At 41.3% G+C, this 13,213-nt stretch carries 8 protein-coding genes and 1 other RNA gene; 3 read left to right on the forward strand and 6 right to left on the reverse strand.

The window, feature by feature from the left end:
- Nucleotides 1–153: 153 nt before the first annotated feature.
- From ACM0OX_RS05590 to ACM0OX_RS05605, 4 genes are all read right to left on the reverse strand, one after another.
- Nucleotides 154–5,574 (reverse strand): AAA family ATPase, encoded by a 5,421-nt coding sequence (locus ACM0OX_RS05590; RefSeq protein ID WP_414513735.1) that lies wholly within the window; start codon nucleotides 5,572–5,574, stop codon nucleotides 154–156.
- A gap of 137 nt (nucleotides 5,575–5,711) precedes the next feature.
- A non-coding RNA gene (gene ssrS / locus ACM0OX_RS05595) (6S RNA) lies at nucleotides 5,712–5,895 on the reverse strand.
- A 60-nt stretch (nucleotides 5,896–5,955) separates the two neighbouring features.
- The gene (locus tag ACM0OX_RS05600; protein ID WP_414513785.1) at nucleotides 5,956–7,122 is read right to left on the reverse strand and encodes a 5-(carboxyamino)imidazole ribonucleotide synthase; all 1,167 of its coding nucleotides are present in this window, start codon (nucleotides 7,120–7,122) and stop codon (nucleotides 5,956–5,958) included.
- A complete protein-coding gene (locus tag ACM0OX_RS05605; RefSeq protein WP_414513736.1) occupies nucleotides 7,119–7,643 on the reverse strand; it encodes a pentapeptide repeat-containing protein in 525 nt (174 codons plus the stop codon). Before ACM0OX_RS05605 ends, ACM0OX_RS05600 begins: the two co-directional genes overlap by 4 nt.
- Nucleotides 7,644–8,521: 878 nt before the next feature.
- Between ACM0OX_RS05605 and ACM0OX_RS05610 the strand changes: the two genes are divergently transcribed.
- Nucleotides 8,522–8,845, forward strand: a complete 324-nt coding sequence (locus ACM0OX_RS05610) for a hypothetical protein (protein ID WP_322737361.1) — start codon at nucleotides 8,522–8,524, stop codon at nucleotides 8,843–8,845.
- Between the two features lie 282 nt (nucleotides 8,846–9,127).
- Here the strand turns inward: ACM0OX_RS05610 and ACM0OX_RS05615 are convergent, their stop codons facing one another.
- Nucleotides 9,128–9,613: a beta-lactamase hydrolase domain-containing protein gene (locus ACM0OX_RS05615; RefSeq protein ID WP_414513787.1), complete on the reverse strand. Its 486-nt coding sequence runs from the start codon at nucleotides 9,611–9,613 to the stop codon at nucleotides 9,128–9,130.
- A 437-nt stretch (nucleotides 9,614–10,050) separates the two neighbouring features.
- Between ACM0OX_RS05615 and ACM0OX_RS05620 the strand changes: the two genes are divergently transcribed.
- Both ACM0OX_RS05620 and ACM0OX_RS05625 read left to right on the forward strand, forming a co-directional pair.
- A complete protein-coding gene (locus tag ACM0OX_RS05620; RefSeq protein WP_414513739.1) occupies nucleotides 10,051–10,554 on the forward strand; it encodes a GNAT family N-acetyltransferase in 504 nt (167 codons plus the stop codon).
- Between the two features lie 113 nt (nucleotides 10,555–10,667).
- Complete coding sequence (locus ACM0OX_RS05625) at nucleotides 10,668–11,276, forward strand: TetR/AcrR family transcriptional regulator (protein ID WP_414513741.1); 609 nt, start codon at nucleotides 10,668–10,670, stop codon at nucleotides 11,274–11,276.
- 357 nt (nucleotides 11,277–11,633) lie between these two features.
- On the opposite strand, the gene xylB is transcribed toward ACM0OX_RS05625, so the two are convergent.
- Nucleotides 11,634–13,100: a xylulokinase gene (xylB, locus tag ACM0OX_RS05630; protein WP_414513743.1), complete on the reverse strand. Its 1,467-nt coding sequence runs from the start codon at nucleotides 13,098–13,100 to the stop codon at nucleotides 11,634–11,636.
- Nucleotides 13,101–13,213 lie beyond the last annotated feature (113 nt).

Genomic DNA, 13,213 nt, shown 5'->3' on the forward strand with positions numbered 1-13,213 from the left:
TAACCACAATTTGACGCAATTGTGTCATCTTAACTCTGAACGATACCTAATTTAGAATCAAATTATACAGATTTGAAGAATTATGCTATTGCTGTTCTCCACATTACGGAAAAATTAGACGCGTTATGCATTGAGAGGAAAATCACAAATTAGTTAAAACACTGGAATCTCAATGACAAATTCTGTTCCTTCACCAAGCACAGAATTGCAACTCAACCGCCCATCATGGGTTTCTTCGACAATTTGACGAGCGATCGCGAGTCCCAATCCCGTTCCTTTCCCAACCTCTTTTGTTGTAAATAGGCGGTCGAAGATCCTTGCTCTAACCTCCTCTGGTATCCCTTGACCGTTATCTTTGATGCGAATTGCCACCATGTTTTGCTCACTGAATACTTCGGTTTGAATCAATATTTGGTGATGATTGTCTTGCGCTTGGGCAAAAGAAAGCCCCTCGCAGGAAGTATCTAAGGCATCAATGGCGTTAGCGAGGATGTTCATAAATACTTGATTTAACTGTCCTAAAAAGCACTTAACTGGTGGTAATTTACCGTATTCAGTGATGACTTCAATTGCTGGACGTTTTTCGTTAGCTTTGAGGCGATACTTCAAAATCAACAGGGTACTCTCAATCCCTTCATGGAGGTGACAAGCAACTTTTTCGGTTGTATCAGCTCTAGAGAAGGTGCGGAGACTGATGCTAATATCTTTGATCCTTTCTGAAGCCACCTTCATCGAACTTACTAGCTTTGGTAAGTCTTCAGTCAAGAATTCTAGGTCAATTTCTTCACTATGCTCAATGACTGCGATCGCAGAATTGGGATGATGTTGTTGATAGCATTGGATATGGGCGAGTAAGTCTTGAATATACTCTTCGGCATTGTTAAGGCTGCCTTTCAAAAATCCAATGGGATTATTAATTTCATGTGCCACCCCAGCAACTAAATTACCCAAGGTCGCCATTTTTTCATTTTGCACCATTTGTAGTTGGGCTTGCTCAAGTTCTTGTAGCGATCGCTCTAGTTTATGGGCATAATTTTGAGATTCTTGATAAAGACGAGCATTTTCTAGAGAGATGGCGGCTTGAGCGCATAGCAGTTGGATAACTTCTAGGCGATCGCTTGTAAATGCGCCAATCGTCAACTTATTTTCCAGATATAGTAACCCGATTAATTGGCCATGACGCAAAATCGGCGTACACAACACACTTTTGGGCTGTTGTTGCATCAAATATTGGTCAGTAATAAAATCGTTTTTTACTGTTGCATCATCCAGCACCACAGTTTTTAAGCTGTGTTTGACATAGTTTACCAATGCGATCGGAATGTTTTGGCTGCTTGACAATGGTACAGATACTAGAGTCACCCCCTCATTGATGGTGGCTACAGCTTTAACCACTAAGTTGCCCTGTTCGAGTACAAGTAGGGCAGCTTTTTTCGCTCCAGCATTTTCCATTACCACTTGCAAGAGGGTAGTGAGTAATTGCTCTAATTGAATTTCACTGGAGAGAACTTGTGCGGCTTTAAAGATGGTGGCAAAATCGAGGGCTTCCGAAATACTGCTGCTAGAAAGATTTGTGTGGATCGTTTGATGTGGAAATGATGATGCATCGACGGTTGAACTAAGTTGAAAGCGATGATGCTGCCCTTGTAAGATGGGAGCCAGGAGTTGAGGATAGCGTTTTTCTAAGTCCTCAGTTTTAGCTTTAGCACCCCAACGAGCATAGCAGTAATAAGCTTCTTGCATATAAACTTGGGCGATTTTTTCTTTGCCCCAGTCGAGATAGAACTTGGCAGCTAACTCATTGCTCAAAGCTTCTTCTTGGATATATTGGTTTTCTTTCGCTAGAGTTATGGCGCGATCGTATAATTCTATTGCTGCTATTTTTTCGCCCAGAACCCGATGCCGTTCTGCTTCCACCAAATCAAATTTGTGCTGGAAATTCATCGGTGCAAATTTGGCTCGAAACTGCAATTTTTCCTGGTTTTCGCCAACCTTTAAGAGTAATTGTTCTTGTTGAGATGGTTCAGCCGTTGCATAGATAGCCAGACGAGACAGAGAATCGTAATAGTAGAAAACAGGCACAGATAGCATTCCTGCGCCACCGTTAAGGTATTGCTCTCCCTGATTTCCATTTTCAACTGCTGCCGGAAAATTCCCAAACAAATAACTGAGTGTTAATTTACTTAGTAAAAATACATGGAGTGTTAATTCATCCTTCTCTTCGATCAGCGCAGATAATAGTTGTTCATCTTGATAATCTTCACAAATGAAGCGCTCTGAATTATCGCTATATTCGGTTAACTTGTTAATGCTTTGACAGATTATATTCGACCAATTTAATAAGCGCTGATTTTGGGCAAAGTTAGACTTGTAGGCTTTGATATCTGCTAAGAGAATTTCCAAAACTTCTGTGCCACTTAAATAGACATAGAATAACTTGAAAATCATCGATGCCAGCACATGAAAAAAATCGCCTGTTTCTAATCCAAGACTATGGGATTCCTGTAATAAACTAATTGAGGTGCGAAGATGTTGTTTATTATATTGATTCAATGCAGCCACTTTAAATAGAGTCATGCTTTGAACAGATTTTGCTTTAAATCTATCCACAAGTATTAAAGCTAGCTGGCCAAATTCGTAGCCTGACTCGATTTGGTTACAAATATTAAGTACAATTCCAAAATCTGCATATCCTGGTGCAGAAAGTGGTGCATTGCCGTATTTAAGAGATACATTCACCTCTTCGCAGGCAATAATGGGGAACAGATAAGGCGCAGCCTGGTGGATGGCGGGAGCAATGCTAGCCATAATCCGCAAAGCAACCAAAGCTTTGGTATCGTCCATCAATGGCAAATCAACTAAGCCCTCAATACTTCTGGCTGCCAAAGTCGAGAGCGTGTTGACTACATATTGCTGAATGTCTGGAGGTGTTACTGATTCAGGTAATGTTACCCCAAGTTGAGCCAGAAGTTCGCGCCCAGTTGCGATCGCTTTGAATGATTGATTCCGCACCTGATAAGCTTGGAGTTGCACTTCATAAACTTTCACTCTATCCAGTAAGGTGGTTGTTTGTTCGATGACAACCTGGATAAGAGATTCCATCTGCTCAAATTCATTGTTGAGAAAGGCCGCTTCGGCGGCTTCTTCATATAAATTTCGAGTCAGTTCGTAGGCGATTTCCCAACTATTAATCGGTAGCAGCTGCATTCCAGAATAGAAGTAATGAATTGCTGCACCATAAGCGGTAGATTCTTTCGCTTTTCGACCAGCATTCAGATTTAACTGAGCTAATTGTTGACGTTCAGTCGGTTGGGTAATTAGCTGTATTCCTCGATTTAACTGACTGACAATCTCAAAAATTCGTTCCTCTTGCTGAGACTCAGAGGTATTTTGCAAGAGTAATTGACCAATTTTAAGATGAGTAAATTGTTTCTCTTCATCTGGAATTAGAGAGTAAGCCGCTTGCTGCACCCGGTCATGTAAAAATTTATAGATAGGGATTTGAAAATTATAATTGAAGGGGTTTGAGTCAGCATTATACTCATTATCTTGAAAAAATTTATAAACTTCACTAGTAGGTAAAACTAACCCTTCTTGCAAAGCTTTCCATAAAGATGCTGCCGTTTCGGTTTCCGATTGTTCAGAAACAATTGCTAAGGTTAGCAAATCAAACTGGTTGCCAATACACGCGGCTAATTTCAACACATTTTGCGTTATATCTGGCAACTTCTGCAACTGTAGCGCTACGAATTCTACCACATCATCCGTAAGGGCAAGTGCCTTCACAGCAGCAATATCGCATTGCCAGTAACCTTGAGCAAAATTAAAAGTAATCAGTCCATCTTCATATAATGCTTTGAGAAATTGCGTTGCAAAAAATGGATTTCCTTGAGTTTTTTGATAGACGAGTTCTGTTAGTGGTTGGGCAGTTTTACTCGAACAACTCAAGGTATCAACCACCAATTGATTTAAACTAGCTTTACTTAACGGAGCTAAAGTAATACTGTTAATTGTCGCATTGGCTTTACGAATCTCCGCTAAAGTCAACATCAACTGATGCGCGGTAGATACTTCATTGTCTCGATAAGCCCCAATTAAAAGTAAAGAGCCACTTCCTGATTCGCTCATCAACAACTGCATCAATTTGAGTGATGCAGAATCAGCCCACTGCAAATCATCGAGGAAAATTACTAATGGATGTTCTTTTGTGGTGAATATCTGAATGAACTTTTGAAAGAGTAAATTGAAGCGATTCTGGGCTGCGCTCTGTGAAAGTTCCGTTGCAGGTGGTTGTTGACCAATAATTTGTTCTAGTTCGGGAATTACCTCAAGAATGACTTGCCCCTCATCCCCCAGCACTTGTAAAATTTTATTTTTCCAGGTTGACAATTGGACATCACTTTCACTCAGTAATTGTCCCATTAAGTCTCGAAATGCCTGCACAAAAGCGGAAAAGGGAATATTCCGATTAAATTGGTCAAATTTGCCTTTAATGAAGTAGCCCCTTTGCCGGACAATAGGTTTGTGAACCTCGTTAACAATTGCTGTTTTACCAATACCAGAAAAACCAGCTACCAGCATTAGTTCCGTCTGATTGTTGGTAACGCGTTCAAATGCTTTCAGCAGAGTTTCAACTTCATGCTCGCGCCCATAGAGTTTTTCTGGGATAATAAAGCGATCGCACACATCCCGTTGAGCAATTGAGAAACTTGCAATTTCCCCCGTTTCTTTTAGCTGGTGTAAACAATTTTCTAAATCATATTTCAGCCCAAATGCACTCTGATAGCGGTCTTCGGCATTTTTCGCCATCAGTTTGCTAACAATAAATGAGAGTACAGGCGCAATTTGTGGATTAATCTCATGCACTAAAGGCGGAAGTTTGGCAATATGACAATGTACCAATTCCATCGGCTCGTGCGATTGAAAGGGTAATTCCCCTGTTAGTAATTCGTAAAAAGTTACACCCAGTGAATAAAAATCAGTACGGTAATCAATCCCCCGATTCATTCGTCCAGTTTGCTCTGGAGACAAATAGCCAAGTGTTCCTTCTAGTACATTAGGACTCATGAGGCTTTGAGTTTCTCGTGGTAACAGAGATGCAATACTAAAGTCAATTAATTTAACTTCTTTAGTTTCTGGATGAATTAAAATATTAGCGGGTTTAATATCTTTGTGAATGATCCGATGACGAATTAGAAGCTCTAATGTATTGCACAGTGCGATCGCAATTTGTAAAAACTCAATCAGAGCTTGTGGTGTTTCACCTATTTTCCTATTCTCTCCTCTCCCTTGCCATTGGTTTAGAGAAATTCCCCCAAAGTCTTCCATCACTAACATATAGCCATTCTGATAGGATTCCAGGCTGTAGGTTTGGATGATTCCAGGTAGATTCAAATTTTTGGCGATGGTGAACTGGTTGCGAAACTGTACCAATTCGCTGAAACTGGGATAAGCAGTTTTCATCAGCTTAATCACCACAGATTTTTGGTCAGTTTCTCGATTAGCACGATAAACCAAGGTTCGAGAACCGTTGTAGAGTTCTTTGCTAACCTGATATCCGGAAATGCTGACCATAGGGCTTAATTTTTGAGACCTCAGTATATAGGGTTCCCAAAAACATCGCAATCTTTACTGTCAGTTCACTTACTTTAAACTGATTTAAATAATTAAAGCTCCCAAGTTCTAACTGACTTTGGGAGCTAATAATTTTTAAGTTCACCGCGACGCCGTTTTACCTAAGTTTATGACCTGGGTTTATCCAGGTGGGAACCTAAATTCCTCGTTTAAAGTTTCCGGGTACATGCCCGGTATACTGCCACGAGAACAGTTGACTCCCTTGTCATTAAAGGCATAGATCAAAAAACTTGATGGCAGTCACCAACGTCGTAGTGCAACTCACCCATTATAGCTTTTCAAAAGATGTTGTGTGTTCAATATCGAAACTTTCTGAGCTATTTACCTGGGATACCAGATAGATTCTATGGTGTGGGCGATGCCGTTGGCGTATGCAGTCGCCGATTCTTGATTTTGATTATCCAGCAAAACAGTGACATGTCCCAACTTTCGCCCAGGACGTGATTCTGTCTTCCCATACCAGTGAATATGCGCTTGGGGAATTTCTGCTATTTTTTGACGCTGGTTTTGGTAGTCGCTGTGAGAATTTTCATACCCCAGTAGGTTGACCATCACAGCGCTGGCGCACTGCAAAGCCGGATTTCCCAAAGGTAAACCACAAACGGCTCGAAGATGCTGCTCAAACTGAGAAGTTTCGCAAGCGTCAAGAGAAAAATGCCCAGAATTGTGGGTACGCGGTGCAATTTCATTTACCAAAACTTTGCCATCAGCCCTGAGAAATAGCTCAATTCCAAAAATTCCCACTACTTCTAGGCTATTTAATAGAGTATGTGCGATCGCTTGGATTTCTGCTACTTGATTAGGCGTAATCTCGGCTGGCGCAATCACCCGCCGACACACTTGTTGTTCTTGTTGAGTTTCCACTACTGGGTAAGTGACAATTTCTCCCTCCACAGAACGAGCTGCAATTATTGCTAGTTCTCTTTCAAAGGGGACAAATTCTTCTAACAAGAATAGTGATTGATTTAAAGTTTGTGTTGTGGTTTCATCACTTAGCTTTTGCTCTAAAGTAGCAAAATCCTGAATTATGAAAGTACCTTGACCGTCATAACCATGACGGCGGGATTTCAAAACTGCTGGAAAACCTAGATATTCGATTTTGGATTTGAGATTTTCCACCTCGTCAAGGGCGAAAAATTGAGGAACTGGTAATCCCAAGTCGCGTAAATAGCAACGCTGATGATATTTATCTAAAAGAGGAGCTAAAGCTTCTAATTTGGGACGGAAATAAACGCCTTGCTGTGCTAAACCAGATAAAGCTTGCAGGTTAACAAATTCGTTTTCAAAGGTGATGACATCGCATTTTTGAGCTAATATTTCTGTAGCATTTGCATCATCAACGGGCGCGAAAACAGTTTCCTGAGCGATTGACACGGCCGGGTCGTGAACGCTTGGAGTTTGTACTATTAATTCTACTCCTAGCTTCTTTGCTGCATCCGCCATCATCCAGGCTAGTTGTCCGCCACCAATTACACCAACACGCTTCATTGACATCCTAGAGAATCACGAGTTTGCACGCCTGTTTTGGAATTCACACCACTGGCTTTTTCGCACAGTTCTTTGATTTGCGCTCTATCCAAAATTGCATCTGTAAAATCTGCACCGTCTATATTTACATCATTAAATATGGCGCGGAGCAAAAGAGCTTCTTTGAAAACTGCATCGCTCAAATCTGCCTTAGTCAAGTTTACCTGATCGACCATTGCATTCGTTAAATCCGCTCCGTGGAGATTTGCTTTTGTCATCACCGAAGCGCTCATGACTGCTCCCCGTAAGTCAGCGTTTGAAAAGTTAGCCAGTTCCATATTGGCGTTAGAAAACTCCGCAGCTTGCAAGCTTTCACCAGAAAAATCACGTCTTGATAACTCTGCATTGCTAAATGACAGTGGATGAGTCCAGTCTACTGCCACTGCTGGATCGGCCACACACCAGATAATAATTCCGAGAAGGAATGCTAGTGTTTGCCGCCAAAAGATATTGAGAGCCAATTTAGTGTAAAATTGCCGCATTTAATTACCGCATTTGAATATTAGCAAGACTGCATCGTACTAAATTAAGACTCGCAGCCTTACTACTTGACTTGGAAAACGTGTATTTCCGTTGCTTAATATTTTGTAACGCAAAAAGAGCATAAAGTTCTTATTTTAGCAAAATTATCCCTGCTACTTGAGGTAGAGAGTGGCAATCGGCGATCGCACTAAAATTAGATATTCAGAACAATATTTATTAAATACAATTGCGATCGCAATGACTGAGTATAAATTATTTCTCACATCAAGCAAGCTTTAGCAAAACAGAGACGGGGAATATAATCTATCGCTCTTGATAAAGATAAAACTTGAAATTCCTAACTCGAAAGGAATAATTTAGCTGAATCAAGCAATGTTTACTATGGCCTATGCCTGACTTTTCACGTTATGTGGAAAAGTCCACAAAAACCTAACCCCCTTCCCGTGTCGGGAAGGGGGAAAATTCAAAATCTCTCTCCTTTTAGGAGAGAGATTTAGAGAGAGGTTTTTCAGATACCGTGAAAAGTAAGGGACTATGCTTGTTGACTTATTTACAATTCTTCATTTTGAGATTTAAATTTTCAAGATATAAAAAGTTTTTTTGAGCAGTAATACTCACGGAGTTATTTACAATTCTTGACTTCCCATTTTTCAAGTAAAGTTTGTTGTATTTTAAATTCAACAGCCCCCATGAACTGTTAGTCTTTTAATTAATGAAAGCAAGGTTTGAGCGTAATTATATGCGTCTCAATTGCTTAACAAAGCTTAAAACTCGATAATTAGCGTTAATTTTATAACGATTAGTTAGTTCTTCAGGAATCTCCAAGAGTTTACATTCACCAAGCACACAACTTCCACAAACCGAACTCCGAAACCCGATGATGAATCATTACTCACTTCAATGGATTGAGGCATGGTGCCAAGAAAATGGCTGGACAGATTTATTTGTTGAGCGACGTAACAACTTCTGGGCTTTCCCTCCGGGTGGGGTAATGCCAGAGCCAATTCCAGTTCATGTTCTCAGATTGATTAAAGCCGAAAAAGGACTGACTTTTGAAGAACGATTGTGGTCAATATCCGCAGTAACAGGCACAATCCTAGCTGTTCTTTTTACCTTTTGGTTTCAGTCGCCGATGCCATTAGTTTTAGCTTTCGCTTTTAATGCTGTTACGGTGGCTCAATTTGAACTTGAAGATGCCTAAATTTTTATGTTGGGCTTTGCTATTAAAAACTGCTCTTGTCTACTTTCAGCAAGAGCAGTTTTTAATTTTTAAGAAGAGAGAATTCAGGAGTCAGAAGTCAGGATTCAGAATGGGCTAAACGCCCCGCTACCCCTGCAAAGAAACAAGCTACGCGCAGCGCAAAGATAGAGAGGATCTCGAATTCTGAATTCTGAATTCTGAATTCTGAATTCTTCTTCAATGATTTGTATAGCAGCCTTCTAGTCTATTAGGACATAACAATTAGAAATAACTAACATCCATCTAAGAGCAGCTAGCAGGTAAAGCTACCTTCGCGTGTTTGTTAACGTAGTCCACAAATAATTGCTTCAATCGAGGACTAACACCAGCGTGTTCAAAGAATCCAAAGCCGAGATGTCTTGCTTTTGCGAGGGTTTCCTCTGGCGTTAATCCTTCCTGGATAGCGATACTCAACAGCGCAATTCCAGTCGATCGCATTCCGGCGGCACAATGCACAACTGCTGGTTTCGGGATTTGTTCGAGTGTCGTGAGGATTTTGGTAATCACCTCTTCATTCAAATTTTTGAGATCCACCTTGAGTGGAACATTTTGATAATACAGCCCCAATGCTTCCGCTACTTTTTGCTCATCCTTAGAAAATCCTAGTTCATCAGGCGATCGCAGATTGAGAACGGACTTAAAACCCTCTTGAATAGCTTGCTCAAGCTGTTTTGGTATGACTTGTCCTGTTGTTGTCAAGTTTTCATTAATTTGTATGGCGTTGATCACATTCACTCCTTCTAACTTTCTAGATGTCTTCCAGCTTGCTAAATACTCTAAGGGAACAAGCTTTGAGAAGATATTCAAAATAAACACAACAAAAGTAGCGAAATATCACAAGATATTGCTTGATTACTTCAAAATTTGTCTTTTGAAGTTGGTTATTTTATTGCTTTATCCATAATATACGGTTTATCGATAGTATTAGTGGTGATTAGAGCTTATTATACTTTTGACCGATAGAATTACCGTAGATTATATTTCAAGAGTTATACTATTGGGCAAGTTGGGAGAGCAATTGGATCGAGATTTTCGTGAACAAGGGTATAAATAGAACAATTCTTCTTTTTAAACTGGGTAGATGACCCAGAACTAAAGTTTTCATTTATACTTCTTTACTCGTGCCCCCTGCCTCCTCTTGTAATCTGAATGCCAGCCCTGAACCTATGAGTGCTAACAAAATATCTCTTCGACCTGCCCAAGAAACAGATGCGTGGGTGCTGAGTGCAATTCATATTGCTGCTATCAAAGCTCTACCTGCAACTTTCTACACCCAAAAAGAACTTTTAGCTTGGCGCAATTACCGCGACAAACCTGATGGTTCAAATATCTTGAAGAGTATGAAAAGAGAATCTTTTTGGGTTGCGATCGAGGGAGATTTTGTTATAGGTTTTGCTAGTTTCATTGTTGATGAACTAATCGGGTTGTATGTCCATCCTAAATATCAAGGAAAAGGGATTGGCCGTGCTTTAGTTCAACATTTTTGCGACGAAGCAACTGAGCAAGGTATAGATAAGGTAATGACAACCGCTAGCCTTTATGCTGAAGGGTTTTATTTACGACTAGGATTTACTGCCATTCAAAAAGCACCTCATTATTTAAGAAGTGGGATATTTGTTCCAGTTACTAAAATGAGTAAAACATTAGCTACTGCACCGAAATCAATTTGAGAAGGTAAATATTTTCAATAATTTTAAAAATGTTAGCATCAACACTATTTTCCCTAAATTACGACCACTTTTTCTACATAATCTATGATGAAAGTAAGTACTTGCCAGCATAAATGCATAAAACTATCCGTTCATCAACTCTCACTCGTACACGTTTGATAGAAGCCGCCTTGCAGGTATTTGCCAGTTTAGGTGTTCAAGGAGCAACTACCCGTGAAATAGCTCGTGTTGCTGGTGTGAATGAGGTGACTTTATTTCGCCACTTTGCTAGCAAAGAACAACTTCTGGGAGAAGTAATGAAAAATGCCTTGGCACTCCAGACAGAAGCCCTTGCACACCCCGAAGCGTGGACACAGGATCTCAAAATTGATTTAAAACAGTATGCCCATCTTTACAATACTATGCTAGAGACACAGGAGGACTTAATTCGTACCTTCATTGGAGAAGCCAAACGTCATCCAGAGGCAGCTAAACAAGTGATTCAAGAAGCTGCCAAGCCCTTAGGGGAAAAACTGGTAGCTTACCTGCAATCGAGTCAGAAACGAGGCAGTGTCAGAGCAGACCTCGATCCATTTCCGGCTGTCGATATGTTTACAGGAATGCTGTTAGCTGGAATGCTATGCCGCAGTGCAAAATTCAATTCCAGCAGCTATAGCTGTGAGGACTATATCGAAACCTGTGTAGATATTTTTGTGCGTGGTATCAGTACTACTCCCCTTTAATGTTGATACAAATAGGCAGCAAGGGAGCAGGGAGAAAGAGTTAGAGACAAATTATCGTTTCTGAATTCTTCTTTAAGTTCAACCAATATAAATACCAGCTTATTTATTTATATACATAAAGATAAGGCGTTGCATATTTGCGGGATGATTTTGCTAGTTTTGTGGGATGGGCATCTTGCCCGTCCCTTGTATTTTAGGGATCTCGTGTCGCCCACCCTACAAGAATTATCCCTTGATTCAGCAACGCCAAAGATAAAAGTAGAGCGATCGCCACTAACTAAAAGCGCTTGTTGTTTTGCCAACACTTGTTTGCGTAAATCTTCGGTAATTCACTCTCACTTTAAGATAATTTAATTATCAACGCACAGCTTTCAAGGTATCGTAAAGTAACTTATAGCGCTTAAAACCTTCTTCATATAAAGGATTTGGCTGTGGCTGTACTACATTACTAGCCTGCGGTAAAATATTGAGTGCAGCTTCTAAATTGGGATAAACACCAATTCCCACCATTGCCAAAATAGCTGCTCCGTAAGCAGCTCCTTCTTCAGCTTTGGGCGCAATGAGTTCTGTTTGCAAAACATCTGCCAAAATTCGTAACCAGATGTGAGAGCGTGTGCCTCCACCAGTTGCCAAGAGTTGATGAACAGGAGCGATCGCACTAATTACCTCCAATGCTTCTCGCAAGCTAAATGCAACCCCCTCCAGCACTGCACGAGTTATATCTGCTTGCGTATGAGCTAATGATAAATTCACCAAAGCACCGCGAGTATCTGGATCGAGGTGGGGACTGCGTTCTCCGGCGAGGTGGGGTAGAAATAGAACACCACGCGCACCAGGCTGCGATCGCTCTGCCATATCCATCAATTCGGTGTAGGATATATGCGGTGCAAATGTATCTCGATACCAACGCAGAGAACCACCTGCTGCTAGCGTCACTCCCAGCAGATGATAGCCACCATCGACATGACAGAACAAATGCACCCGACCTTCGGGATCGGGAATTGGGCGATCGCACGGTGCAAAGATAACTCCTGATGTGCCAATACTCAAACTACCCCGGCTCAGGTTGCTTGATGAGATGCCCAAACCGATTGCTGCTGCGGCATTATCACCTCCACCTGCGATTACAGGTAATCCTACAGGTAATCCTACGCGGGCGGCTATTTCTGATTTTAACCGTCCAGCGATCGCGGTAGATTCGATTACCGGAGGGAACAACGCTGGATTAATATCAAGAGTATGGAGAATATCTGTATCCCATTGCCGATTTGCTAAGTTCAGACAGCCGACACCAGAGGCATCAGATGGTTCCGTTACTGCTTCGCCCGTTAGCACATATCCCAGATAATCTTTGGGCAAAAGAATTTGCCATAACCGAGTATATGCTTGTGGTTCTTCAGTCCGCAACCATAAGAGCTTCGGCAGTTGAAACCCTGTGATTGCCGGATTTCCAGTGCGCTGGATCAACTCCTGTCGGGGAATAGCCGCTTCAATCTCAGCAACAGCTTTACCTGTGCGCTGATCGTTCCATAAAATTGCCGGTCTAATCGCTTTGCCATCCGCATCAAGAGGAACCATACCATGCATTTGTCCAGACAAACCGAGGGCGATCGCACGATGTCCGTTTAGCTCTTGAGTAACATCGAAGAGAGCATCCAAACTCGCTTCCACCCAATCCGATGAGTTCTGTTCCGTCCAACCGGGTTGTGGAGTTAATAGAGGATAGCTTCTGGTTGACTGAGCGATAATTTGCCCTTGTAGGTTAACTGCGATCGCCCGTACTCCTCCTGTACCCAAGTCTAAGCCAACTACGATGTCGCTCAATTTTCTCTCCTATTTTATAAGCCCTATATTCTCTCTCTGCGCCCTCTGTGCCTCTGCGGTTCGATAAATTAAACCACAGAGGCACAGAGAACACAGAGGTAAGAGATTAAAAA

The organism is Nostoc sp. PCC 9305 (genome assembly GCF_963920915.1).
Lineage (GTDB): Bacteria > Cyanobacteriota > Cyanobacteriia > Cyanobacteriales > Nostocaceae > Nostoc.